Source organism: Acinetobacter sp. ABJ-A23_2 (assembly GCF_044538765.1).
Taxonomy (GTDB): Bacteria; Pseudomonadota; Gammaproteobacteria; order Pseudomonadales; family Moraxellaceae; genus Acinetobacter; species Acinetobacter nosocomialis_A.
The window spans coordinates 111219-137873 of sequence record NZ_JBIUCP010000002.1 but is presented as its reverse complement, the minus strand read 5'-3'; the positions used below and the strand labels follow the sequence as shown (position 1 = coordinate 137873).

The following is a 26655-nucleotide window of genomic DNA, read 5'->3' as shown; positions in this document are numbered from 1 at the left end:
TTTTGTAAAAAAACGCAGCATTAAGCTGCGTTTTTTATTGTCGAAAAGTTTTAACAGGCTTTGCCCTGATATTGGATTGATTCAGCAATGTCATTTTTAAGCTGAAAAATAACTTTGCAACTAAAATTAACATCGTAAGAATTGCTTCCTAAAGACCCCGATTGAATAGGGACTGGATTACCACCCATTTCAACATTACTCACCATAGGAATTGGAATGTTTAATGGCCGTAAAATTGTGTAGATGAGTTGATTTGGTGTTTTCTGTGGAACATGAGCAATTTGAAATCCAAGACCACGCAAGTTTATTTCTTGCTGAATGACGGTCGATGATTTGCCCAGAAAGCCTTTTAAATATTCTTGTAAATCTATAGATTGCCGTGGATGAGTTGCACAACCGTTAAAATGAATAAGTATCACTGAGAGTAAGCTTATTCGACATAGGGTCTGTATATTCATTTTTTTCTCTATCACATTATATTTATTATTAGATAACGGTAGGTTGGATTGCCTGGCTTGTAAAGAAAAAAAGGGAGTTTATGATAAATGGAGAATGAGTTTATCTAGGGATTCATACTCATATCCAAAAGGCTTTATAATTATTTTGCAAAAAACTTAAGGAAAACATGATGAAAAAAATACTTTTAGCATTTTTATGCAGCTTTGGAGTAACAGCGGTATATGCCGATAATTGTGACACTACTCGTAATACTTATGATGATATTTACTGTACAAATAAAATCTATGCGAGTGCTGATGCAGACTTGAATAAAAACTATCAGGCATTAAGAGCAAAATTGAATACGGCGCAAAAAAATACGCTTAAGAAGTCTCAACTTGCTTGGATACGTCAACGTGATGCTGAATGTACAGATTCAAATAGAAATAGTGTAGACGTGCAATGCCGTTTACAGACAACGCAAGAAAGAAACCATTGGCTGCAAGAAAGATTGCGTGAATGCCAAACAGTTGGATGTAAAACCAGTCGATTAAGTGAATAAATAACGCAATAAAAAAGCCACTTCATGATGTGGCTTTTTTGCATTCACTAATTAGCGAGCACGGTACGTAATACGACCTTTAGTTAAGTCATATGGAGTCATTTCGACTTTCACACTGTCGCCAGTAAGAATACGGATATAGTGTTTACGCATTTTACCAGAAATGTGTGCAATAACTTCGTGACCGTTTTCAAGACGTACACGGAACATCGTATTAGGAAGCGTTTCGGTGACAACGCCTTCGAACTCAATGAGTTCCTCTTTATTGGCCATAGCCTACCTGATGATCAAATTGGAAAGGCGCAAATTATAGTCAATTTATTTAAAAAAAACAAGATAGACATCTTCTTGTTAAAGCATCTGGTTAAACTATGACTAGTAAAAAAAAGATGCAATTTTTTTCACAAAACAACTCTAATTCTGTTGTCAGTTTGGTCAATCAACGCTAATCTAAAATCATAGTTATTAGGGACTGTTCATGAAAAAAGAGTCAACAGCTCCTAAGTATCAATGAAGTATCTACATGGAAGGGCACTGCGTGGGTCAGCTAACAGATGCATCAGTTGTATTACGTTTTGGCTATCAAGCAATTCGTCGTGCAGGATTGCCAACAGAAGAAATATTAACTAAAGCGGGAGTCGCTTTAAATCAGGTCGATACTAATGCACGTACTCCGTTAAGTGCACAGTATGCCTTTTGGACTGCAGCTCAGGAAGTCAGTAAAGATCCAGACATCGGTTTGCATTTAGGTGAACATTTGCCTTTATACCGCGGTCAGGTGATTGAACATTTATTCATTAGTAGTGAAACCTTTGGTGAAGGGCTTAAGCGAGCTTTGGCTTACCAACGTCTAATTAGTGATGCATTCGATGCAAAACTGGTGGTTGAAGATGGACGCTGCTATTTGACTAATGGTGAGCAAGTGGGAGCCGACAACCTTGTAAATCGTCATTTTTCAGAATGTGCGATTTCTGGTGTGCTTCGATTCTTCAAATTTATTACTGAAGGGCAGTTTCATCCTATCTTCATCGATTTTAACTTTAGTGAAGGTGCTTCGGAGGACGAATATTTCCGAGTTTATGGCTGTCCGGTAAGTTTAGGGCAAAAAGAAACAAGACTATATTTTGACCCTGCCATTTTAGACTTCCAGCTTTGGCAAGCAGAGCCTGAACTATTGCAATTGCATGAGCAGCTCGCAATTGAAAAGTTACAAGAACTTGCTCGTTATGATTTAGTGGGTGAAGTTCGTCGTGCGATTGGTTCGACACTTGAAAGTGGAGAAACCACGCTAGAAACTGTAGCAGCTCAATTAAATATTACACCGCGCCGTTTACGGACACAGTTAAGCGAAGCAAATACTAGTTTCCAGCAAATACTTTCTGACTATCGCTGTCGTTTGGCTAAAAAACTTTTGGCAAATACCAGTGAGAGCGTGGAACGTATTGTGTATTTAACGGGTTTCTCTGAACCAAGTACGTTCTATCGTGCGTTTAAACGATGGACCAATGAAACACCAGTTGAGTACCGTAAGCGTAAACAACACCGTTAATAAAAATGGGTTAAGCCTACTCAGGTAGGTTTAACCAATGTGGCCCAAGTGGTGGCTGTGGCAAGTCAAATTGCTCAGGGTAATAACATTGAATAAAGTAGAGACCATCAGGTGGAGCAGTGACACCTGCAGCTTTACGATCTTGTGCCGCAAACATCGCATCGATATGGTCTATTTCATACATACCTTGACCAATTTCGAGTAAGCATCCAACAATATTACGCACCATATGGTGTAAAAAACCATCTGCTTGAATATCTAAGACCAAGTAGCGGCCATGTTCAAATAGACGGCAATGCGTTACATGTCGTACAGGCTTATTGGACTGGCATGCTGCTGCGCGGAAGGTTTCAAAGTTATGTGTTCCTTCAAATTTGCTGGCAGCTTTAATCATCTTTTGCACATCTAGCTGTTGGTAAATGTGCGTGACCTGTTTATGTAAGAGGGCTGGGCGACAAGGAGCGTTATAAATAACATAGCGGTAACGTCGAGCCGTCGCCTTAAAGCGTGCATGAAAGTTTTCATCCATCAGTTTAATCCACTGAATGGAAATATCTTTAGGTAACTGGCTATTTGCTCCTCTCAACCATCCCATTTCTGGACGAATGGCGTTCGTATCGAAGTGTGCCACCATATTCGTTGCATGTACTCCCGCATCTGTTCGGCCCGCACCGTGAAGTGCAATAGGTTCATCTGCGATTTTGCTGAGTACACGCTCAATGGTTTCCTGAACGCTGGCAACGCCTGGCTGTTGTGTTTGCCATCCTCGATATTGAACTCCGTTAAACTCAATACCGACCGCATAACGTTGCATAGCTTTACCTCTATTTAATGCAAATTTTCATTCCAATGGCTGAGCCATTGTTCTGGGGTTGGGTATTTTAAATAGATTTGAAGTGCTTTTGCATAAAGATCTGCATGACTATGCGCATCATTAATGACAATTTTTGCAGTTTTGGCCCAAGCACTAATTGCATAACGTTGATCAATGCGGCCAAAGGTCACCTGTGTCGCCAAGATTGGAACACAACCATGAGCATACAGTTCATCTAAGGTTGCCAATAGTTCAGGGTTTACTGCGATATTGCCTGTACCAAAGCCTTGTAACACCAAAAAGTGTGGTGGGGCAGGAAGTAAGTGACGTAATTGCTGTACCAAGTGCTGTGTTGCAATCGGTTGCATCATCCAGTTTAAAATTTGGAATGAAGCTGCTTTTTCAATTTGAGCATCTTGTACGATCAATTCATTTTGCTGAGGCGTAAACTCAACTTCACTACTTAAACCTGAAAATGCATCGAGTTCAGTTGTATGCGTTTTTAAAGCAGTTTGTGCATGGAATACTTGATGATGGAATGCAAGATATGCACCTACAGGTAGGGCAATCACTTGTTCTAATGCAAGATATAAGTTCTCAATTGCATCAGTAAATTCACGAGTATTATCACCTTGAATATTGAGTAACGGGTATTGGCTACCAGTAATTACAATATGACAGCTTTGGCCTAAAAAGCGGGCTAGGGTCGCAGCCGCATAACTGAGCGTATCTGTACCGTGAATAACAACGAAATGTTGATAGCCTTCAAGTTGTAGTTGTTGTATGCGTTGAATGAGGCGTAACCAATCAGGTGCCGTACATGCACTGCTATCGACAATATTGGGTGCAGCAAAGCAGTCGACTGTTAAGTGTGGGGGAATCACTTTTTCAAGTTGAGGCAAGAATTGGTCATAAGGCATAGGCGCTAAAGGTTCACCAATGCAACCAAAAGTACCACCCATATAAAATAAGGCTATTTTTTTCATATTTTTGCAGGCATAAAAAAGCAGTCATCTCTGACTGCTTATGGTAAATCGAACAGTTCTAAGAAGCTATGCGATTAAGTAGGTTTTTCGCATGTTGTTGTTGTTCTGTGTTGAATTTTTGCTCATCAGCCTGTAGTAAATTGCGCGCTGCTTGGTTCGCTCCAAACTTAATGTATTGCTCAGCCAATTTCAAATCGAGCTCACTTTCATTTACTTGTTTTAATTCTGGAAAAGCTTCTAGAAGTGGATCTTCTATTTGAGTTTGCGTAACAACTTCATTTACTACAGCTATAGGGTTTTGAGTTTCAAGCTCTGGTGCTATAACTAATGCAGGCTCATCTAACGAAAACTCAAGAGGTGCGATCGAAGTCGCTTCTAATGGCGCTTGTTCTACGAGTGTAAGTTCATCTAATGAAGGAGTTTGTTCAACAGATTTCGTGTCTGAACTTGAAGGATTTAAGTCAAGGTTGAAATCTAATGCACTAACGCTACTCTCTTGATCTGCTTTTACCTCTACTGCTTGAGTTTTTTCCTCAGTTTCATGCTGAGGGGCCAAGTCAAAAGAAAACTCTAAATCAGCTAGCTCATTTGTTTCCTGAGATGACGATACTTCTGGTTCTTGCGGAGAAGTTGATACTTCTGTTTCATGTACAGGTTGGCTGGTATTTTCTGTAGCCGCAGTTTTTTCGAATGAAAAGTTAAATTCTAATGGTTCAACTTCAACAGCAGGTTCTTGTTTTACCGGTGTATAGTCTTTCTGCAAGTCATCAAAAGAAGCTTCAGAAGAACTTGTTGTTAACTGGTCAAACTGAGCTGTTGTATCAGGTGTATTTTTTGGCTCTTCATACGTTTGAGCCTGAGGAAAATCAATAGCATCAGGTTGTCTTGAAGACTCATATTCTTTTTGTCTTGCTTCTGCTTTAATTGCGATTTCATTTAATGCCAAGCTGCGAATATGGCTAATAAGTTGTTGAATCGCAAATTCATCTTTTTGAGCAATATGAACTTCAAGAAGTAATAAATACAATTCGTGTTGAGTATTGTCTTTCTTTAGTGCCTGATTGACTTGAGCTTCGGCCGCAGAAAACTGTTTTTCTTGAATGAGTTGTTGAATATTTTGACGAACAGCTTCTGGTACTGGACTACTTTGTGGAAGAGCAGGAGCGACTTCTTCAACTACACTGGCTTTACTTTTTTCGCGAGAGCTTTTACTCGACTTGGCACTCGCTTTTTTACCCGCTTTTTTACTTATACTTTTTGAGGAGGTGGTCTCTTGTTTTTGGCCATTCTCACGCTTTTTTAAAACAACGGCGACCACGAGTAATATGATAAACGGAATCACATATAACATTACTTTCCCCTTAAAAAATAAAATTTTGCAATATAAAGCGAGCTAACTCTGGTTTTAACTTAATGTTTTTGCTTGTGAGTTCGTTGCTGTGCTTGTAACTGCTGTTGTAACTCTGCCAAACGCGCATTCAGAAGTTGAATACGTTGGTCTTTTAAACTTAAAGTTTGATTTAGTTTGGTTACATTCCTTTGTAATGTAACGGTTTTTTCTCGAGTTGTCATAACTTTTACTGCTAACTCAGTATTGTTTTGACCTTGTTGTGTGCTCTTTTTTGCACTTCCATGAGTAGAATTTGGGCTGTTCTCTGCCACAATGCTCATTTCAGCTTGTTGTAAACGATATTTAGCTCTGCCAGAAGATGGTTTTGCTAAGTTGGCTTCACTCGATTTAGGTTTTGGATGTGAAGCTTTAGCTGTATTTGCTGCTGTTAAGTTTAGTGAGATTCCCTGACGTAAACGGTTTACATCACCTTGAATAAACGCATGTCGGTTTTGAGCTTGGATATCTCGCATGACTTTAGCCACAGGTTGTTTGGTCTGTGCTGCAATACGATTGGCAATAGTCCATAAAGACTCATTTCGTTGTACAACATATTTACCGGTAGGTGCTGGGCCTTTATAGGTGCTGATTTTTTGCTTTTTCGGTGTATTTTTACTTAATACATTTTTGTGTTGAGCAGGCTTAGCTTGGGCTGCTTTTTTGACTGTAGTTGTTTGATTGTCATTGCTTGGTTTAAGAGGCGCAGATGGCTGTTTTTCTACAGCAGATGACTCAGTACTCATTGCTGCTATAGTTTGCTGTGGCGCTTGAGTCGAAGGTTTTTCGGTAAAAGGCGTCGCAGGAGCAGAGCTATTCAAAGCCGGAGCAGATCCAGTACTAATGTTTAGATTACGTTCATTAGCTGGAGTTTCGGCTACGGTGGTTGCTGTCTCAGCAGGTGTGTATCGAGTACTTTCAGGTAAGTTTAACGCGATGTCTTTTTCATTTACGATAAATTGTGGTGAAAGTGGACTTTCGTTAGCAGCGACCTTTTTTATAGGCGATGGCTTTAAAACGGTTTTAATATGTTGAAGACGAGTTGCATTACCTTCACTGACTTTTACGACAATATTCAGTTCAGGATCAATAATAGGACGAGATGAGGTAATTACAATAACGCCAGAACCTTGGCCATTTTGTCGCGTATAAAAATTCAAGTTACCAGGAGGTTGATGAGTGACTCCTAAACCATTGAGATCTTCTTGCGTGGCTAAACTGACTTGCAAGGGCGTATTTGGATCGGCTTGCTGAAAATTCATTTCTGCATACAGTAATTCCCCAGGCGCAGATTGAATTTGAATAGGATCTAATGTAATCGCATAAACAGAAGGCGAAGACATAATGGTGAAAATGGCAATTTTTAATTTGTTATATGCAGTCATCTCAATCCATGACCTGATCAGTCGTAAAGTCGTTCAAAATTATACAATAATGAAATGTAAATAAATTGTTAATTTTTCACAAACCAGTTACGAAAAAGCCGATCAAATGTGATCGGCTTTTTATTTTGACTGAATGATTCAGGTCAAATTATGAGCTTTTGTATTCTACTAAAATACGTAACATACGACGTAAAGGTTCAGCAGCACCCCAAAGTAGCTGATCGCCTACTGTGAATGCACCGAGATACTCTTTACCCATATTGAGTTTACGTAAACGGCCTACAGGTACAGTTAAGGTACCAGTCACAGCTACAGGTGTAAGATCAGTCATTGATGCTTCACGTGTATTTGGTACAACTTTAGCCCACTGGTTTGAGTTACGAATCATATCTTCGATCTCATCAAGCGGAACATCTTTTTTCAGTTTGATGGTTAATGCTTGAGAGTGGCAACGCATTGCACCGATACGGACACAGTGACCATCAATAGGAACGATTTGAGAGTTACCTAAGATTTTGTTGGTTTCAACTTGACCTTTCCACTCTTCTTTAGATTGACCGCTTTCAAGCTGTTTATCAATGTAAGGAATTAATGAACCCGCAAGTGGCACACCAAAGTTTGCAGAAGGGAAGCCTTCACCACGTTGTAACTCAGCAACTTGACGGTCAATATCAAGAATTGCAGATTTAGGATCATCTAACAAGGTCTTGGTATTGTTGTATAAATAACCCATACCTGTTAACAACTCACGCATGTTTTGTGCGCCAGCACCTGATGCTGCTTGATAAGTCATAGCAGTCATCCACTCAACCAAATTGTTTTGGAAAAGTGCGCCTACGCCCATCAACATAAGTGATACTGTACAGTTACCACCCACGAAAGTTTTAGTACCTTTCGCTAAACCGTCTTTAATCACGTTAAGGTTAACTGGATCAAGAACAATGATTGCATCATCAGACATACGTAAAGTAGATGCAGCATCAATCCAGTAGCCATTCCAACCAGTTGCTTTTAACTGTGGGAAAACTTCAGACGTGTAGTCACCACCTTGGCAGGTAATAATGACATCCATTTGCTTCAGACTATTAATGTCTGTAGCTTCCATAAGTGCTGGGGCAGTCTTACCACCAAATGAAGGAGCTTCACCACCTGCATTACTGGTAGAGAAGTAGAATGGCTCAATATGAGCAAAATCATTCTCTTCAACCATACGTTGCATAAGGACGGAACCGACCATCCCGCGCCAACCGACCAGACCTACTTTCATGTCATTTTGCCTCGGTGCGTTAAAATTGTTAGGGGGAGTTGAGTGTATCAAAAGTGCTCACAACTGCAAGCGTTACAGAATCAAAACAGCAATTTTATTGAGTAGAATATCTTGTTTATGTTACATACAAAATTGATAAAGATGACAAAAACATTAAAAAACAAATCATCTTAAAAGAGTAATTTCAATGATTTATATCGAAGTTCTATCTGTGGTGGTGATTTGGTTGACTTTCTGGTCACTTATCCCTCGTGATGAGTGGTGGTTTAGAGGGGCTGATTTTCCGCGGCTACAAATTCTATTTATTGGCTTAATTGCTCTAATTGGCATGCTGTTTTGGCCGGATGAATGGAATATCGGGCGTGAGCTTTTGCTTGCGGTGCTCATCGCGGCAATTGCTTATCAACTTAAAATGGTTTTGCCTTATACATTGTTTTGGAAAAAGCAGGTTAAAAAGGTCAAACAACAGCAAGTAGATCCCAAAAAGCAAATTTCACTTATCGTTTCCAATGTGCTCATGCCTAATGATAAATATCATTTGCTTCTTGAACATGTGCGGTCACTCAAACCTGACTTACTCCTTACTTTAGAAACAGATAAAACGTGGGAAAATGCTTTAAAAGAAATTGAAGGGGATTACCCTTACCGTGTGCCTGTACCTCTAGATAACTTATATGGCATGCATTTATATAGCCGACTACCGCTTAAAAATGTTGAGGTCAAATTCATTTTAAGTAATGAAATTCCTTCTATTCATACTACGGTTATCTTACGTTCTGGTATGTCTGTTCAGCTCTACTGTTTACATCCAAAACCGCCTAGTCCAACTGAAGCAAAAGATTCAACACTACGAGATGCAGAGCTTCTGATTGTTGGAGATCAAATTAAGGATTTAGATGAAAGTTGTATTGTGATGGGGGATTTAAACGATGTAGCGTGGTCACGAACAACCCGTTTATTTCAGCGTATTAGTGGGTTGCTCGACCCGCGAGTTGGGCGACATTTTATAAATACTTTTCATGCAGACTATCCTTTATTACGTTGGTCACTCGATCATATCTTTCACAGTACAGACTTCGGTTTGGTAAGAATGCAGCGTTTATCTCATATTGGATCAGATCATTTTCCTGTCTACGTCGTTTTACAAACAGGTCGAATATTTGAAGAGATTCAAGAAGAAGTAGAGCAAACTCAAGATGATGAAGAGGAAGCTCAAGCTGCGATACAAGAAGGTATTGCTAAAGCTGAAAAAGAAGAAAAAATAGTAACTGATGAAATTGCGGAGCCTTATAAAGAGAAAAGTATATAAAAATAAGTTGTAAGCAATATCGTACAAAGATTTGAGTCTAGGTCCAATAGGCAGGGGGATCTAAAACCCGTATTCTACATTCATCGGCACACGGAAGCGGGAATGGATAATCCCAAGTAAGGATGCACTAAGCTGATATGGAACGACATCACGGATACGATGTTAGAACGGAAGCGATAAAAAGAATTATATACCCTGAAAGCACAACCTCATTTACCCGAGTTTTGCAGGACGCAGAACTCGGGTTGATATTTATATAAATATTATTTAATTATTTGTAAATTAAAGAAATTTTTTTAAGGTTATCTTAATTTTAAAATCTATTTAATATAGGTAGTAGTCCATAAATCTTTTTATATATCAGAGCTTTTTCCGATGAAAATAGATACAAAATTTTTTTTTGTTAAGTTTTTGTTTTTATAGATTATTGAGGAATAAATATAGGCTTTGGTCTATTTAGACATAAATTGGACTTGTTTAATTGGCAAATCTCAATAGAATGTGCCGATCGTTGACATGTTGGATCGTCAACAGGCATTGTTGTTTACTTCGCCGGATCGGCGGGTTGTGATTTGCTTGTGTATTTAAATTTCTGTTTGGAAATTACTGCACATATTGAGGTTTCACTATAAGAATAGTGTTCTTCTCCCTCTCATATTTGATACTTTGCGGTGCATAAGGATTGTCTTATGAAGAATTTTAAATTTAGCCTTGCGTGGCAAATTTTAATTGCTTTAATCCTAGGGATAGTTGTCGGGGCTGTTTTACATAACCAGCCTGAAATCAAAGATAGTATTGTAACTAATGTTCTTACTCCATTAGGTAAGATCTTTATTAGCCTGATTAAAATGATTGTTATTCCAATCGTTTTCTCTACATTGATTTTAGGTATTGCTGGTGTTGGCAGTACAAAAAGTCTAGGGCGTCTTGGTTTTAAAACCATTCTCTATTTCGAAATTATTACTACTATTGCTATTTTAGTTGGCTTGGTTGCAGCGAATATCTTCCATCCAGGTTCAGGCATTGATATGTCTCAACTGGTTCAAACTGATATTTCTCAATATAAGCATACAACTGAAGAAGTACAGTCACAGTCTCATGGCATCATGCAGACAATATTATCGCTTATCCCAACGAACATTATTAGTTCAATGGCGCATGGCGAAATGTTACCTGTGATTTTCTTTGCTGTGCTTTTTGGTATTGGCTTATCTTCATTGCCAGCTACGACGAAAGATCCGCTATTAAATGTATTTCATGCTATCTCGGAAACAATGTTCCGTGTGACGCACATCATCATGAAATATGCGCCAGTGGGTGTATTTGGTTTAATCGCTGTAACTGTTGCAAACTTCGGTTTCGCTTCACTTATTCCATTAGGTAAATTGGTTGTATTGGTTTACGGTGCAATCTTGTTCTTTGCTTTAGTGGTACTTGGTTTAACTGCAAAAATGTTCAGCATCAATATCTTTACATTGTTTAAGATTTTGAAAGATGAATTAATTTTGGCATATTCGACTGCAAGTTCGGAAACAGTTTTACCGCGTATTATGCAAAAAATGGAAGCTTACGGTGCGCCAAAAGCGATTTCTAGTTTTGTAATCCCAACAGGTTATTCATTTAACCTTGACGGTTCTACGCTTTACCAAAGTATTGCAGCAATCTTTATTGCACAGCTTTACGGTATCGAAATGTCAATCAGCCAACAAGTTATTTTGGTTGTAACACTAATGATTACTTCTAAAGGTATCGCAGGTGTTCCTGGCGTATCATTCGTTGTGTTATTAGCGACATTAGGTAGTGTTGGTATTCCTGTAGAAGGCTTAGCATTTATTGCTGGTGTTGACCGTATCATGGATATGGCTCGTACTGCGTTGAACGTTGTAGGTAACGCGCTTGCGGTACTTGTAATCAGTAAGTGGGAAAAACAATATGACTATGAAAAAGCTGCTGCTTATGAAGCAACATTTAAATAAGACTGCTTTCTTTTAGTTGTAAAAAACCCGCGATCATCGCGGGTTTTTTTATTACGTTATTTCAATACACTTTGATATAGCTCAAGGGTCTGGTCGCACATATCTTTTAAACTGAACGTTGCCACAGGAGCAACTGTTTGAGGTTGTTCAATATGATGTTTTACTGTTTCGACTAAGGCTTTTTCATTTTCAGCTTCAACAAGACCTTGTGGATATACATTCGATAAAATCTCGGCAACACCTCCACGGTTCCAGCCAATCACCGGCGTACCGACTGACAGTGCTTCTAATGCTGTTCTACCGAATGTTTCTGCTTGATTAGATAGAGAGAGCACAATGTCGCTAAAAGCGAGCCATTCACGTATATCTGAGCGATGTCCTACAAAGGTAATTTTATCTGCAAGTCCTTTGCTTTGAATGGTGCTTTGCAACTCACTTAAATAGGCCTGTTTTTTAGCATCGGCACCACCCACAACAACAGCATGTAGTTGAGGATATTGCGACTGAAGCTGTTGCATCAATTCAATTAAGCTTTCATGTCCTTTTAAACGCGTAATACGGCCAGGCAAGCATAGTAAAAATTTATTTTCGAGTTCAGGAAAATCATTAAAAACCTGATTAAACCACTGTGCTGAGGGTTGGTAGTTATGTGGAAAAGCAGCTGGATCAATCCCTCGATAAATCCGGACAATATCTTGAGGTGGACAGTTTTTATAATGGTCAGTGATGTATTTAACTACGCTGTCAGAAACAGCAATCACTTTCTCGGCCTGAGTCATAATCGCACTATAGCGGTTGACTGAATAGAAACCATGTACTGTGCTAATGAGGTGAGGGCGTTTATTTGCTGGTATTCTTTTTAAGGCAAAATGGGTAAGCCAAGCTGGCACACGTGAGCGTACATGAACAATATCGGGTTGATGCTCTTCAATAAGTCGACGTAAAGGGCGGATTTGCCATAAGCTCGATAAAGATTTTTTATGAATTGGTAGCGTTAAGTGTTTAGAGCCCTCGGCTTCAAGTTGAGACACTAACCGTCCGCCATTTGATACAACTAAAGATTGGTGGCCTTGTGCAACTAGTGCACGTGCAATTTCCAGTGTGCCGCGTTCTACGCCACCGCTATTGAGTTCTGGGAGAAGTTGCATCACTTTCATTGTTTTTTGCCTTATACATTCATAAAAGATGGATCATCTACAGATACATCATTTCAAACTAAATCATTATCCGGAATTTACTATCGTGATAGCGACATGGATGTCGCTGTTTCGCTGTGTTACATGGAAGTAACATCAGCGGAACAAAGGATTTTTGCTTACTTTTTATCCCTAAAAAGTAAGGTCTGCCTATTCGAAAGTATTTGAATTTCACTTTAAATTGAGGCTATGCCTACTACTAATTTAAAATCATTACAGCTTTATCTTAATAGATCTCTTCATATCCTTCAGGACGTGTCTTAAAGCGACGGTGAAACCACATATATTGAGTTGGTGCGATACGAAGCTGATTCTCAATAATCTTATTTACACGGGTTGCATCATCGACTTCATCTTCGCTTGGCATATTGTCGACCGTAGGTTCAATCAAGATATGATATTTAGGATTCTGTACATCGCCCTGACGATAAAAATATAAAGGGACTGCAACTGCTTTTGAAATTTTTAATAAACGACGGTGGGCCGTGACTGTAGCAGCTGGCACTCCAAAAAAAGGTGCCATAACACCTTGCTTGAGTCCGAAATCTTGGTCGGGACTATACCAAATGGCATCACCATCTTTAAGGTGGCGAATTAAGCCACGCATATCATCATGATCGATTTGAGCTTTGTAAATCGTTGCTCGACAACGGTAGATCAACATGTCGAGTAAAGGGTTGTTTTGAGGGCGATACACAACATCTGGTTCAAAATATTGAGCACATACATAACCACCAGCATCAAGCAAAGTACTGTGAGTTCCCAGTAATAAAACGCCTTTGCCCTGAGCTTGAGCATTTGTGATGTGTTCTAAACCTTCAATTGTGACACGGTTTTTAAACCAGTAAGGTTTATACCAAGCGTTTAAGGTCTCAAAAATACCAAGCATCATATCTACAAAAACTTGTTTTGCTTGTTGCTGTACTTTTTCAGATGACCACTCGGGAAAGCAAACTTCTAAATTGCGAATAGTGGTTTTGCGACGAGATTTTAAATATTTCCAAGCGATATTTGCTAACCCGTGAGCCAAACGCCATTGAATCGCCCACGGTAAAATAGCCAAAAGCATGAGCAAAGTAATCGCAATCCATACACCCCAATATTTAGGTAATAAAAAGGACCACTGAAACTCACCGGGCGTATAAGGCTGCTTTTGGCTCATAACGATATAAAAAATCTAAAAGTTAAAACTGCCAAAAGTGTATCACGAACTGAATTTATCGTCGTAATACACAGGAGTAAATTGAAGGTTTAGAGTCTGTAAAGAAAAATAAAGTAGGTTATCGGCGGTGTTCTAAAAGAATACGAACAGCGAGTCCGGCTAACACAGTCCCCATAATCCAGCGTTGAATGCTGGCCCAAAGTGGTTTTTGCTGTAGAAAGAGCGCAATGCTACCTGCAGAAAACACAATCAGTGCATTTACTGAAACACTTACAAAAATTTGTATGGTTCCGAGTTGAATAGACTGCGCTAAAATACTGCCTTGTTGTGGGTGTATAAACTGTGGCAATAAAGACAAATACATAATCGCAATTTTGGGATTAAGTAAATTTGTCAAAAAGCCCATTAAAAATAATTTTAATGGTGAATCGATAGATAAGTCTTTTACACTGAAAATAGGTGCAGCATTTGGACGTAATGCTTTCCATGCAAGCCAGAGTAAATATATGGCACCTACAATACGAATCGTGTCATAGGCATATGGAACTGCGACCACAAGTGCCGTAATCCCGAAAGAAGCGCAGAGCATATAAAATACAAAACCAACCGCAACGCCACCGAGGGAAATAAAACCTGCGAGTTTGCCCTGACTAATGGAACGAGATATAAGATAAATCATGTTTGGACCCGGGGTGAGTACCATCGCCAAGCAAATGAGTCCGAATGCCAAAATTTGAGAGAGATCTAGCACGGAAATATCCTTAAATATTATTATACTGATAGGTATATCATAATTAATTTGTATACAGCGAAACTTTATTCATTGTCTTTTTAAATCAAAAAATAAGAATAATTCAGTATGATATGAATATCCTGAATTCATAGAAATTTATGAGAAATCTCCATATCGATGCCACAAAAGGTGTCTTAATTTTTCTGGTTGTATTGGGTCATTATCTTGAAAGGTTAATTGGCTGGAACGAACCTCTAAATCAAGCGATTTTAGGGGGTATTTACTTTGTTCATATGCCAGCTTTTATTTTTATATCGGGCATGTTTTTTAAAGAAGAGAAAATCCTAGAAAAGTTAATTTACTTTTTATCGTTGTATTTGCCATTTCAACTTTTATTTCAATTGCTTGATGCTTTCTATAATGGAAGTTTATGGAATTGGTCATTTCATTTGGTATGGTTTGCTAAACCTTATTGGGTGCTATGGTATTTATTTGGCATGGTGGCTTGGACGGTTCTCGCTTTTTTCCTAAAAAAGACGGCATATCCAGTTTTGTTTTCAATCGTTTTAGCTTTATTTATTGGATGCTCACCTATCAATAATTATAGCTATTCGATAGGCCGAATTTTCGTATTTCTACCTTTTTTTATGGTGGGGGCGATCTATGGTAAAACCATTTTCCAGTATATTCCGCAGTTGCCTTATGCAAAGTTATTTGCCGTTATTACATTATTCATCATTACTGCTGTAGCGGCTATAAGTCATTATAGTTATTACTGGCTATTTGGTAGTTTGTCATATTTTCAACTCCATGTAGATCTATGGCAGGGAATACTGATTCGCAGTGTAATTATGTTGCTATCGGCTATGGGTGTTTTGAGTTTATTTGTACTCACTCAAAATTTTAAACGACCTTGGATCGGTTTAGGCCAAAAAACGCTGCCAGTTTATATATTGCATGGTTTTGTAATTATTGTTTTGACTCATCAATTAAGTTTTAAATATTCGGTAGAGATCAATATTTTTATTAGTCTTGTTTTGGCTATCCTGACTTGTATGGTTTTGCAGTTACAGATATTTGAACGTTTAATTCGCTTCATCTCTTTATTCGTTTATAAACCTTTTATGACATTACTAGAAATTCTAAATCCAAAAAAAGGGCTTTAATTAAAGCCCTTTTTTATTGATTAACTGCCTTTACTCATTTGCTCAAGTTCATCCCAACGTTCTAATTTTTCAAGCAGTAATTCTTCAATTTCTGCGAGACGTTGGCTTGCTTGAGTCGCAGCATCTGCATCGGACACAAACCACGAACCATCTGCAAGTTTGTCAGAAAGCTCGGCTTGTTCAACTTCCAATTTCTCGATTTCAGCAGGAAGTTGCTCAAGTTCACGTTGATCTTTATAGCTCAATTTCACCTTTTTCACGGTACTTTGAGCCGCAGCTTTTTCCGCTTCAGCTTTTGCTTGAGCTTTCTTAACGTCAGATTTCTGATCTACTACTTTGTCATCTGGACGTTGTAGTAAGTAGTCTTGGTAGCCACCGATGTATTCTGCAATATTACCTTTGCCATCAAATACCCACGTAGATGTTACTACGTTGTCCATAAATGCGCGGTCATGCGAAATAAGTAATAGCGTACCTTTGTAATCAGACAGCATCTCTTCAAGTAGCTCAAGAGTCACCATATCCAAGTCGTTGGTTGGTTCGTCCATCACAATTAGGTTCGATGGTTTAAGCAATAATTTAGCAAGCAAGATACGGTTACGCTCACCACCAGAAAGCGCTTTGACTGGTGTACGTGCACGTTCAGGTGAGAATAAGAAATCTTGTAAATAGCTGTAGATATGACGACGGTTACCATTTACATCAACAAAGTCAGAGCCTTCTGAAACGTTTGCCATGACTGTTTTTTCAAGGTCTAAGGCATTACGTAATTGATCAAAATAAGCAACTTCTAATTGAGTACCTGTCTTAACAGAACCGCCATGTTCGATTTCACCTAGAATGGCTTTAATTAACGTTGTTTTACCGACACCGTTATCACCTACTAGGCCAATACGGTCACCACGCATGACAAGCGTAGAGAAGTCTTTGATGAGTGGTTTACCATCATAAGATACGCTCAAGTGCTCAATATCAAAGACTAATTTACCAGAGCGATTTGCTTCTTGAGTCGCCATGCTCACTTTACCTTGTTGTGAACGGCGAGCTTTTGATTCTTCGCGTAACGCTTTTAATGCACGAACACGACCTTCGTTACGTGTACGACGTGCTTTAATGCCTTGACGAATCCAAGCCTCTTCTTCAGCTAATTTTTTATCAAATAAAGCATTTTGTTTCTCTTCTGCTTCCATTTGCTGAGCTTTAAGCTCTAGATAACGTGAATAGTTACCTTCGTAGCCACGTAGGATGCCGCGGTCAAGTTCAACAATTCGAGTCGCAATGCTATCTACAAAAGAGCGGTCATGCGAAATAAATAGAAGTGTTAAATTGTTTTGATCGAGTAGGAATTTTTCTAACCATTCAATACTTTCAACATCTAAATGGTTGGTTGGTTCGTCTAGAAGTAATACGTCTGGCTGCGTTAAAAGAGCACGAGCGAGTAAAACACGACGTTTACGTCCACCAGATAAGTCTGCCAAATCTGCATTTGGGTCGAGTCCCATTTTACTTAATAGGGCATTCACCTTGTTTTCAAGTGCCCAGCCGTCTAATTGGTCGAGCTTGTGTTGAAGGTTACCCATACGATCACAAGCTTCCATATCTCCCAGCATACAAGCATCAGTTGCTTCATGATAAGCTCTGAGTACTTCGGCAGCTTCTCCCGCGCCGTCTGCCACAATGTCAGCAACTTTGCCAGAGTCCATTGGAACGTCTTGGGCTAACATAGAAACCGTTAAACCATTTTGAATAGAAACTTCACCAGAATCTGGTAATAAGCTTCCCTCGATCAGTTTAAGTAAAGTAGACTTACCTTCACCATTACGCCCAATTAAACAGACTCGTTCGCCACGTTCTAGATTAAAGTTCGCGCCATCGAGCAGGGCAGGTCCGCCAAAAGCAAGTTGGACATCCCTTAGGGTAATATAGGCCATAATGTTTTCCAGAATCTCAAATGAGGATTTAAATGACTAAACCACCATATCATGATGATCAAGCGTCATTTTCCGCACCCATTGAAGATTTGCAAGTGCGAATTACATTTTTGGATGATTTAGTTGAACAATTAAATCAACAACTCGCTATTCAAACTCAGGAAATAGCTGATTTGAAAAAACAAATGCAATTACTTTATCAACGTGTGGAATCTTCGGATTTATCAGAAGGCATTGCACCTTTTGATCCATTAACAAATAAACCCCCGCACTATTAATAAAAGGGCAAGTTCAATACTTGCCTTTTTATTAGGGAAGATATTTTAATTTTACTTAAAAGCCATGTAAGACAATCTTACCTTTTGTCGTACCACTCTCAATTTGCTGATGAACCTGTTTTAAGTTTTCTGCATTAATTGGACTTAAAACTTCAGTCACTGTCGTTTTGATTTTCCCTTCATCAACCAGCTTGCTGACTTCATTTAATACTTCACTTTGTTTTTGCATATCTTCAGTTTGAAACATTGAACGCGTAAACATAAACTCCCAATGCACCGATACAGACTTCGATTTAAACGGTTTAATATCTAACTGTTCAGGGTCATCAATTAAACCAAAATGGCCTTGAGGTGCAATCAACTCTACAATATCTGCTAAATGCTGATCTGTTTGTGTGGTCGAGAACACATATAAAGGTGCATTTAAGTCTAATTGTTTGATTTGTGGGGCTAAAGGTTGACGGTGATCTAACACATAATCTGCTCCAAGTTGCTTAACCCAGTTTTGAGTTTCTGCTCGTGAAGCTGTCGCAATAATCGTAAGGTTAGTTAATTGTTTAAGAAGTTGAATGGTAATTGAACCTACACCGCCAGCTCCACCAATCACTAAAATAGTTGTATGAGCTGTTGCATTTTTTGGAACTTGCAGACGATCAAATAACATCTCCCAAGCCGTGATTGCGGTTAAAGGAAGAGCAGCAGCCTCAGATGCTTCTAAAGTTTTTGGTTTATGACCCACAATACGTTCATCAACCAATTGCAATTCACTATTAGTGCCTTGGCGATTTAAAGCGCCTGCATACCAGACAACATCACCTACTTTAAATTGAGTGACTTTATCTCCAGTCGCTTCAACCACACCTACAGCGTCCCAGCCAAGCACTTTCCAGCCAGATTCAGCACTTACATTTTTACGTATTTTGGTATCGACTGGATTGACCGAAATAGCCTGTACGCGAACAAGCAAATCATGGCCCTCTGCAACGGGAGTGTCGAGTTCAATATCAACGAGTGATTCTGGCGATGTAATGGGACCTGCTTTTTGATATGCCACAGCTTTCATAATTGTGATTCCTCTTGTTGAGAGTTTGATCATAACGTAAGCTTAAAAATAGTGACTACAGACAAATAACGCTCATAGTGTCAAAAAGGATACTGTAAAATGGCAAAAGCTCGACATTCAAGTTTTGACTGCTCACCGGGTTGCTCAGTTGAAGCCGCGATCAGTTTGATTGATGGCAAATGGAAATGTGTCATTCTTTGGCATTTATTAAATGAAGGAACTTTACGGTTCAATGAAATTCGTAAACGAGTTCCAAGCATTACGCAAAGAATGCTGACCAATCAGCTTCGCGAGTTAGAACAAGATGGCATTATTCACCGAGAGGTTTATCCTCAAGTACCTCCTAAAGTGGAATATAGCCTGACTGATTTGGGGCGTGGGCTGGAGCAGATTCTTCTTGCATTAAAAATGTGGGGAGATGCACATCTGGATCGGTTTGGTAAGTTATCTACTCTTGAAACTGAAAAGAGCGCCTAAATATTGTGCCTAGATTGCTAAGAATATCTATGAGGAAATGTTGTAGTTTTTAACCTCGTCGGTTAATTGGACATTATTTTTATGATGTAACTTGCGTTTTCTGGTCAGCTTATGCAACTCTAATAAAAGAGATTAATAGGTTTTGCTATGGACAATATCGGAATTTGGGTTACCGTTATCATTGTTCTTTTCGTACTAGGCTCCATTTTTGGTTTAAGAGTGAGTCCACGTGAAAAGGCACTAGGTATTATGCGAGACAAAGCCCGCAAAATGGGGCTACATCCACGCATAATTGCCGCACCTGAATGGACACATGTCCCGATGGCAACTGAAAAGCGTGCCAGCATGGTTGCTTATTATAGCGTATTGATCCCCGATGCTCGTTTAACGCTCATGCGTGCTCGTGTTATAGACGGAAAATTAAAAGTAGTGCAGGGTGATGAGAAATTTAATGATTCTCCCATTGCATTAAAAGGGATTTATGCTATTGATATGCAGGCAAACTGTGTAGGCCTTTATTGGGATGAGGAATCGGACCTAAAAGCCACGCAATTAGATGAGATGAAGGCTTATCTGTTGGCCTTGGCTGAAGCCTGATTTTTAAATTTATTGGTATAGGAATAACATTTTATATGGCGAATACCTCGCGCTCTGCATCTCAAAGCACAGCATCTACTGCCTCTGCTGCACATAAACGTGCCTTAGTGATTGTGGAGTCGCCTGCCAAAGCGAAAACCATCAACAAATATTTAGGTTCGCAGTACATTGTTAAGTCTTCTGTGGGTCACGTACGTGACTTGCCAACAGGCGGCAGCAAATCAACAGAGAAAAAGCCGGCTGCCCGGACAAAACTCACTGAAGCTGAAAAAGAACAAAAAGCTCAATCTGCGCTGATTAATCGTATGGGTGTCGATCCGGAACATGACTGGAAGGCACACTATGAAGTTCTACCTGGCAAAGAAAATGTTGTTGCTGAACTCAAGAAACTTGCAAAAGATGCAGATGCAATCTATCTCGCAACGGACTTGGATAGAGAAGGGGAAGCAATCGCTTGGCACTTACGCGAAGTGATTGGTGGTGACGATAGTCGTTATCACCGTGTGGTATTTAACGAAATTACTAAAAATGCCATTCAAGAAGCATTTAAACAACCAACTCGCTTAGACTTAAACCGTGTGAATGCACAGCAAGCGCGTCGTTTCTTGGACCGCGTTGTGGGTTTCATGGTTTCGCCATTACTTTGGGAAAAAATTGCACGTGGTTTGTCGGCAGGTCGTGTACAGTCTGTGGCTGTAAAGCTTGTTGTTGAACGTGAACGTGAAATTCGTGCTTTTATTCCAGAAGAATATTGGCAAGTTTTTGCAGATACGCAAGCCAAAAAAGATGACATCCGTCTTGAAGCAGTTAGACAAGCAGGTAAGACGCTTAAACTGAAAAATAAAGCTGAAACTGATGCTTTATTAGAAGTTTTAAAGAACGCTGAATATAAAGTTGCACAGCGTGAAGATAAGCCGACTAAGGTGAATCCGAGCGCACCATATATCACTTCAACTTTACAACAAGCTGCAAGTACACGCTTAGGTTTCTCTGTGAAGAAAACCATGATGCTGGCGCAGCGTTTGTATGAAGCTGGTTTTATTACCTATATGCGTACGGACTCAACATTCTTGAGTGATGACGCTGTAAATATGGTTCGTGCTCATATTGAAAGCCAGTTTGGTGAGAAATACTTACCGGCAAAACCAAATCGCTATGGTAATAAAGCGGGTGCTCAAGAAGCCCATGAAGCAATTCGTCCGTCAAATGTTGCACTTACAGGTGACCAGCTTGCAGGTGTAGAGCGTGATGCTCAGCGTTTGTATGATTTGATTTGGCGTCAATTTGTTGCTTGCCAAATGACACCAGCAGAATACCTATCTTCAACTTTAACCGTTGAAGCGGGCAATGTTGAATTAAAGGCAAAAGGCCGTACGCTTGTATTTGATGGCTTTACAAAAGTTCGTGGTGCTAACAAATCTGACGACGACATTATTTTACCTGCAATTAAAGTAGGTGAAATTTTAAAATTAGAGAAGCTAGACCCAAGTCAGCACTTTACCAAGCCACCAGCTCGTTTTACTGAAGCATCTTTAGTAAAAGAACTTGAAAAGCGTGGTATTGGCCGTCCGTCAACTTATGCTGCCATTATTTCTACGATTCAAGAACGTGGTTATGTCAAATTAGAAAATCGCCGTCTCTTTGCAGAGAAGATGGGCGAGATCGTGACAGATCGTCTTGATGAAAGTTTTAATAACCTGATGAACTATGCGTTTACAGCCGACCTTGAAGGACAGCTCGATAAAGTTGCTACAGGTGAGCGCAACTGGAAAGAATTGTTAGACACATTCTATGGTGATTTTAAAAAGCGTTTGACCAATGCTCAAGGCGAGCAAGGCATGCGCCGTAATCAGCCAGTTGAAGTACCAGCAGTACATTGCCCTGAATGTTCACGTCCAATGCAAATTCGTACGGGTACAACAGGCGTGTTCTTAGGGTGTTCAGGTTATAACTTACCACCTAAAGAACGTTGTAAAGGAACCTTGAACTTAACGCCAGTTGAGTCTTTAGCAGCGTTATCTGATGATGATGGAGCTGAAACGGCTGACTTGATGTCAAAGCATCGTTGTCCAAAATGCGGTACAGCAATGGACAGCTACGTCATTGATGGTGGTCGCAAACTACATGTCTGTGGTAACAACCCAGATTGTGATGGTTATGAGCTTGAAGAAGGCGAGTTCAAGATTAAGGGTTATGATGGCCCAACTATTCCATGTGATAAATGTGATGGTGAAATGCAGCTTAAAACTGGTCGCTTCGGCCCGTATTTCGCTTGTACAAGCTGTGACAATACTCGTAAAGTCTTGAAGAGTGGTCAACCTGCACCACCACGTGTAGAACCAATCAAGATGGAACATTTGCGTTCAACCAAGCATGATGACTATTTCGTGTTACGTGATGGCGCGGCTGGTCTGTTCTTGGCTGCAAGTAAGTTCCCGAAAATTCGTGAAACACGTGCACCAAAAGTTGCTGAGCTTCGTAGTGTGGCTGACCAACTTGATCCAAAATACCAGTTTATTTTACAAGCTCCAGATGTAGACCCTGAAGGTAATCCAACTATTGTGAAGTTTAGTCGTAAGAACCAATCACAGTATGTAGGATCTGAAACACCAGAAGGTAAACAAACTAAATGGAGTCTGATTTATCAAGACGGTAAATGGATTGAAGGCTAAATAAGACAGATGAAAAATGCTAGCTCAGCTAGCATTTTTTATATCAACAACAATAAAAGAAAATTTAATTTTTATGGGGAAAAAGAATGTGGAAAAACATTCGGATTTTGTGTTTATTGATTATTTTATTAATCGTTGCGGTTCAGGCATGGCGTGACCAGAACCAAGATTGGAACCAGCCTGTTATCGTGGTATTGCACCCAGTAAATGCGGATGGCTTACAAACCACACAAGCTTATATTCATCAGCTACAAAACGCTGATTTCCAAACACTCAAAAGCTATTTACGTGAATGGTCACAGCATTATCGTGGGCAGCCCAGCAATTTTGAAATTCGTTTAGGTCAAGAACTACAGCAAAGACCACCTGTGGTTCCGCAAAATGCCAATATCCTGAATGTAATTTGGTGGAGTTTAAAGTTTCGTTTTTATGCGTGGCGACAACAACAGTCTGAAGATAGCGGAGCATCACTCAAGCTTTATTTAAATTATTATGATCCAAGTTATCAAAAAGTTTTGGTGCATTCGACTGCTTTAGAAAAAGGCCGTATTGGTAGCGTTAATTTGTTTGCTACACGTGAGCAGGCATCAGAAAATCAGGTCGTTCTTGTTCATGAGCTGTTGCATGGCTTTGGCGCAAAAGATAAATATGATTTAACAACAGGCCAGCCGATCTATCCATTAGGTTATGCAGAACCTGAAAAAGTGCCTCTTTACCCACAAAAGTTAGCAGAAATCATGGGTGGCCGAACAGCATTGTCTGAGCAGACCAATAAAATGCCGAGTGATTTACAAGAAACAGTCATAGGTTTACCAACAGCTCAAGAAATTGGTTGGTTGAAATAAAATTGTGGATAAATACTGTTTTATCCACATCAATTGTTAATAAACGATGCAGATCTTATACAGACAATAAATGTGAAGTACATCACTATAATGACATTATATAAACTTCCTAATACCTGATAATAAGAGTAGCCATGATGAAAACTGTAGGTAATGATTTAGTTCGTAATCAGCTACATGCTGATCGTAAATGGTATCTAATATTAGGCTTCGTGCTCATTATTTTCGGTTTAGTCTTATTTAGCTCATTACCATTTGCAACATTTTCGGTTGTTTTCCTATTTGGTATTTTAATGATGATAGGTGGTGTTCTGCATTTGATCGCTGCCTTAAGTGTATTTAAAGGTGGTAGCCGATGGCTATGGGCGCTTTTTGGAGTGCTGTATTTAATGGCTGGCTATTACGCATTTTCTACACCTGTGACTACAGCTGTAGTTTTAACTAGCCTGTTATCGATTGCACTGATTATTGCTGGGGTCATCCGCACCATAAATGCATTTTTATTAAGACCAATTGCAGGGTGGGGCTGGACCTTATTTTCAGGGTTATTAACCCTCGCTACAGGTATTTTAATTTTAGTTTCTAAGGACTCACCATTTTGGGTATTGGGAATGTTTTTGGCAGTAGATATTTTATTTCAGGGCATTAACTTTTTAGGACTTGCTTCTGCAATTAAACATTTACCTGCTAGCTCAAAAACAGTTTCTTAAATTAAATAGCGAATAAAAGGGCACTTAAGGTGTCCTTTTTTGTTTTTAGTGAGCTAGGGTCCATCTCATGGCATGGGTCTGTTAAACTACGCCTTGGTGTTTTAGCGATGTGTGTTATGAGTCTTGCAAAGTTAATTAATGAATTAAATGCTCAGCAAAAAAAGGCAGCAACGACTACGGCTCAAAACTGTCTGGTTTTGGCTGGAGCAGGCTGTGGCAAGACTAAAACCATTGTTGCTCGCGCAGCTTATTTAATTGATCAGGGGTTACCTGCAAATCAAATCCAGATTTTAACGTTCACGCGCCGTGCTGCGAGTGAAATTGTGGCAAGGGTTGAACAGCATGTGGGGGCACAAGCCAAAGGCCTTCGTGCATCAACCTTTCATACCTTTTGTATGTACTTGCTACGCCGTAATCCACAAGCTTTTGGTTTGACCCAATTTAGTATTATTGATCGAGATGATCAGTTACTCATGTTTCGCTTATTGAGAGGTAAAGACAAAGATAACGTTTTACCTAAAGCAGCAGAGCTGTGTGATTTGTATTCTTATGCCCGAAATACGCAATCTAAGCTTTCAGAGGCATTACTCAAGCAATTACCTGAAGCATATGAGTACAAGGCACAAATTGCGGAGCTAATGAAAACCTATGAACAACGTAAAAGAGAGCGTAATTTTTTAGACTATGACGATATTTTGTCGATTGTCGCTGTTCATTTGCAAAATTCCGAAGCACTCACAGATTGGGTTGCAGGTTTTTGTCAAGCTTTGCTGGTCGATGAAATGCAAGATACCAACCCTTTACAGTGGGCACTTTTGCAGCCCTTGATTGGCAAGGTGAAATTATTTTGTGTGGGAGATGATGCCCAGTCAATTTACGGTTTCCGTGGTGCTGATTTCGAAAATATTCATTCTTTTAAAGAACGTATTCCTGACGCGGTTATTCATACCTTAGATTTAAATTACCGCTCGACTCAAGAAATATTAGATTTATCAAATTGGTTATTGGCGCATAGTCCAATCGATTATGAAAAACAGCTACAGGCACATCGTGGCAAAGGGCAAAAGCCACAACTGCATTTATTTGGTAATGAATTTGAAGAAGCCAACTGGATTGCACAAGACTTAATAGAGCGACATCAGCAGGGCGCAAATTGGTACGACCATATGGTGTTGGTTCGTTCTGGCTACAGTGCTCGCTATCTGGAAGGGGCATTTATTGCAGCTGAAATTCCTTATCGTTTTATTGGTGGCGTAAAGTTACTTGAATCCGCACATGTAAAAGATGTGCTCAGTCTCTTACGTATTGTGAGTAATCCGCAGGATGACTTAGCGTGGATGCGCTTTTTAACTTTATGGGATGGAATTGGTGACGTTGGGGCCAGTAAGTTAGCACAAGAGTTAATGGGTATTGCTGACGTTGAAGAGCGTTGTCAGCGGTTAGAGCGTCATGGAAAAGTCCCTTTACAGGCTATTTTGATTTTGAAACAGCTTGATGTGCTACAGCAGCATGTTGAAGCAAGTATTGGTCTCGCACTCGATGCCTTAAGTGAACAGTTAGAGCAAAACTATAAAACTAAAGACTGGTCACGTCGCGCTAGAGATTTTGATCTGGTTAAGCAACTGGCGCGTAAGCATGCATCGCTTGGTGAGTTTCTTGAAGAATATGTGCTTGAACCTATTTCAGTTTCTGAAATTGAAAAAGCGGGCGACGATGATTTAGTAACCTTAATTACAATTCATTCGGCTAAAGGTGCAGAGCAAAAAGTATGTTATGTACCGCATGTATCTCCAAATCAATATCCTTATGCAAGGGCACAGGGAGATTTTGATGAAGTCGAAGAAGAACGCCGCGTATTGTATGTTGCATTAACACGTGCGGAAAATGAATTGATTTTGACCAAGCAAAATCTCAATACATGGTCACAAGACACGTATGATGAACAAGGCCGTAAAATCGAAAGTTATTTCTTAAATGATCTACCTGCGCATTTAGTTCAGGCAAAAATTCATCGTCAAGTTCCACAGCCATTTGCCAAAAAACAATGGAACACTTCACGAACAGTAAACTTAGGTTTTGGTATCGATCTCGACTAAACTACTGTATAAGACACTGTGAATACTCAAATGTATATTGGCCTTTATTTTGAAGG

Annotated in this window: 24 protein-coding genes; 12 read left to right on the top strand and 12 right to left on the bottom strand. The window is 39.5% G+C overall.

Features of this window, described 5'->3' with window-relative positions:
- Positions 1 to 50 precede the first annotated feature (50 nt).
- A complete protein-coding gene (locus ACH63V_RS01575) occupies positions 51 to 458 on the bottom strand; it encodes a hypothetical protein (protein WP_396462536.1) in 408 nt (135 codons plus the stop codon).
- A gap of 167 nt (positions 459 to 625) precedes the next feature.
- Here ACH63V_RS01575 and ACH63V_RS01570 point away from each other — a divergent pair, with 167 nt between their 5' ends.
- Positions 626 to 1000, top strand: coding sequence for a lysozyme inhibitor LprI family protein (locus ACH63V_RS01570; RefSeq protein ID WP_086495926.1), 375 nt, complete (start codon positions 626 to 628; stop codon positions 998 to 1000).
- Between the two features lie 51 nt (positions 1001 to 1051).
- On the opposite strand, the gene infA is transcribed toward ACH63V_RS01570, so the two are convergent.
- Entirely contained in the window at positions 1052 to 1273 is a 222-nt protein-coding gene (gene infA / locus ACH63V_RS01565; RefSeq protein WP_001284370.1) for a translation initiation factor IF-1, read from the bottom strand.
- 265 nt (positions 1274 to 1538) lie between these two features.
- Here infA and ACH63V_RS01560 point away from each other — a divergent pair, with 265 nt between their 5' ends.
- Complete coding sequence (locus ACH63V_RS01560) at positions 1539 to 2549, top strand: AraC family transcriptional regulator (RefSeq protein WP_004710706.1); 1011 nt, start codon at positions 1539 to 1541, stop codon at positions 2547 to 2549.
- Positions 2550 to 2565: 16 nt separating this feature from the next.
- Here ACH63V_RS01560 and truA read toward each other — a convergent pair whose 3' ends face one another.
- The 5 genes from truA to asd form a co-directional block, all read right to left on the bottom strand.
- On the bottom strand, positions 2566 to 3363 hold the full coding sequence (gene truA / locus ACH63V_RS01555; protein ID WP_396462535.1) for a tRNA pseudouridine(38-40) synthase TruA: 798 nt from the start codon (positions 3361 to 3363) through the stop codon (positions 2566 to 2568).
- A 14-nt stretch (positions 3364 to 3377) separates the two neighbouring features.
- Positions 3378 to 4349: an asparaginase gene (locus tag ACH63V_RS01550; protein WP_396462534.1), complete on the bottom strand. Its 972-nt coding sequence runs from the start codon at positions 4347 to 4349 to the stop codon at positions 3378 to 3380.
- A 58-nt stretch (positions 4350 to 4407) separates the two neighbouring features.
- Positions 4408 to 5700 (bottom strand): hypothetical protein, encoded by a 1293-nt coding sequence (locus ACH63V_RS01545; RefSeq protein ID WP_396462533.1) that lies wholly within the window; start codon positions 5698 to 5700, stop codon positions 4408 to 4410.
- Between the two features lie 59 nt (positions 5701 to 5759).
- Positions 5760 to 7121 carry a FimV family protein gene (locus ACH63V_RS01540; protein WP_396462532.1) on the bottom strand — a complete coding sequence of 454 codons (1362 nt, stop codon included), beginning with the start codon at positions 7119 to 7121 and terminating at the stop codon, positions 5760 to 5762.
- A gap of 148 nt (positions 7122 to 7269) precedes the next feature.
- On the bottom strand, positions 7270 to 8388 hold the full coding sequence (gene asd / locus ACH63V_RS01535) for an aspartate-semialdehyde dehydrogenase (RefSeq protein ID WP_396462531.1): 1119 nt from the start codon (positions 8386 to 8388) through the stop codon (positions 7270 to 7272).
- 187 nt (positions 8389 to 8575) lie between these two features.
- Between asd and ACH63V_RS01530 the strand changes: the two genes are divergently transcribed.
- Both ACH63V_RS01530 and gltP read left to right on the top strand, forming a co-directional pair.
- Entirely contained in the window at positions 8576 to 9697 is a 1122-nt protein-coding gene (locus ACH63V_RS01530) for an endonuclease/exonuclease/phosphatase family protein (protein ID WP_396462530.1), read from the top strand.
- Positions 9698 to 10386: 689 nt separating this feature from the next.
- Positions 10387 to 11673, top strand: coding sequence for a glutamate/aspartate:proton symporter GltP (gene gltP / locus ACH63V_RS01525; RefSeq protein WP_087605936.1), 1287 nt, complete (start codon positions 10387 to 10389; stop codon positions 11671 to 11673).
- 56 nt (positions 11674 to 11729) lie between these two features.
- Here the strand turns inward: gltP and ACH63V_RS01520 are convergent, their stop codons facing one another.
- From ACH63V_RS01520 to ACH63V_RS01510, 3 genes are all read right to left on the bottom strand, one after another.
- Entirely contained in the window at positions 11730 to 12830 is a 1101-nt protein-coding gene (locus ACH63V_RS01520; protein WP_396462529.1) for a glycosyltransferase family 4 protein, read from the bottom strand.
- A gap of 265 nt (positions 12831 to 13095) precedes the next feature.
- The gene (gene lpxL, locus ACH63V_RS01515; protein WP_396462528.1) at positions 13096 to 14031 is read right to left on the bottom strand and encodes an LpxL/LpxP family Kdo(2)-lipid IV(A) lauroyl/palmitoleoyl acyltransferase; all 936 of its coding nucleotides are present in this window, start codon (positions 14029 to 14031) and stop codon (positions 13096 to 13098) included.
- A gap of 118 nt (positions 14032 to 14149) precedes the next feature.
- Positions 14150 to 14782 (bottom strand): LysE family translocator, encoded by a 633-nt coding sequence (locus ACH63V_RS01510; protein ID WP_017398157.1) that lies wholly within the window; start codon positions 14780 to 14782, stop codon positions 14150 to 14152.
- A gap of 140 nt (positions 14783 to 14922) precedes the next feature.
- Between ACH63V_RS01510 and ACH63V_RS01505 the strand changes: the two genes are divergently transcribed.
- A complete protein-coding gene (locus ACH63V_RS01505; RefSeq protein ID WP_396462527.1) occupies positions 14923 to 15930 on the top strand; it encodes an acyltransferase family protein in 1008 nt (335 codons plus the stop codon).
- 20 nt (positions 15931 to 15950) lie between these two features.
- Here ACH63V_RS01505 and ACH63V_RS01500 read toward each other — a convergent pair whose 3' ends face one another.
- On the bottom strand, positions 15951 to 17861 hold the full coding sequence (locus ACH63V_RS01500; protein ID WP_396462526.1) for an ATP-binding cassette domain-containing protein: 1911 nt from the start codon (positions 17859 to 17861) through the stop codon (positions 15951 to 15953).
- 32 nt (positions 17862 to 17893) lie between these two features.
- Here ACH63V_RS01500 and ACH63V_RS01495 point away from each other — a divergent pair, with 32 nt between their 5' ends.
- Complete coding sequence (locus ACH63V_RS01495) at positions 17894 to 18139, top strand: SlyX family protein (protein WP_002053395.1); 246 nt, start codon at positions 17894 to 17896, stop codon at positions 18137 to 18139.
- 55 nt (positions 18140 to 18194) lie between these two features.
- Here ACH63V_RS01495 and ACH63V_RS01490 read toward each other — a convergent pair whose 3' ends face one another.
- The gene (locus ACH63V_RS01490) at positions 18195 to 19202 is read right to left on the bottom strand and encodes a zinc-binding alcohol dehydrogenase family protein (RefSeq protein ID WP_396462525.1); all 1008 of its coding nucleotides are present in this window, start codon (positions 19200 to 19202) and stop codon (positions 18195 to 18197) included.
- A gap of 99 nt (positions 19203 to 19301) precedes the next feature.
- On the opposite strand from ACH63V_RS01490, the gene ACH63V_RS01485 reads away from it, so the two are divergent.
- The 6 genes from ACH63V_RS01485 to ACH63V_RS01460 all read left to right on the top strand — a co-directional run bounded on the left by ACH63V_RS01485 (position 19302) and on the right by ACH63V_RS01460 (position 26599).
- Positions 19302 to 19679, top strand: coding sequence for a winged helix-turn-helix transcriptional regulator (locus tag ACH63V_RS01485; RefSeq protein ID WP_396462524.1), 378 nt, complete (start codon positions 19302 to 19304; stop codon positions 19677 to 19679).
- A 147-nt stretch (positions 19680 to 19826) separates the two neighbouring features.
- A complete protein-coding gene (locus ACH63V_RS01480; RefSeq protein ID WP_002053270.1) occupies positions 19827 to 20276 on the top strand; it encodes a hypothetical protein in 450 nt (149 codons plus the stop codon).
- A 35-nt stretch (positions 20277 to 20311) separates the two neighbouring features.
- Complete coding sequence (topA, locus tag ACH63V_RS01475; RefSeq protein ID WP_311069530.1) at positions 20312 to 22948, top strand: type I DNA topoisomerase; 2637 nt, start codon at positions 20312 to 20314, stop codon at positions 22946 to 22948.
- An 86-nt stretch (positions 22949 to 23034) separates the two neighbouring features.
- A complete protein-coding gene (locus ACH63V_RS01470; RefSeq protein WP_396462523.1) occupies positions 23035 to 23793 on the top strand; it encodes a hypothetical protein in 759 nt (252 codons plus the stop codon).
- 137 nt (positions 23794 to 23930) lie between these two features.
- The gene (locus ACH63V_RS01465; RefSeq protein ID WP_019458042.1) at positions 23931 to 24503 is read left to right on the top strand and encodes an HdeD family acid-resistance protein; all 573 of its coding nucleotides are present in this window, start codon (positions 23931 to 23933) and stop codon (positions 24501 to 24503) included.
- 116 nt (positions 24504 to 24619) lie between these two features.
- Entirely contained in the window at positions 24620 to 26599 is a 1980-nt protein-coding gene (locus ACH63V_RS01460; protein WP_396462549.1) for an ATP-dependent helicase, read from the top strand.
- Positions 26600 to 26655: the final 56 nt, after the last annotated feature.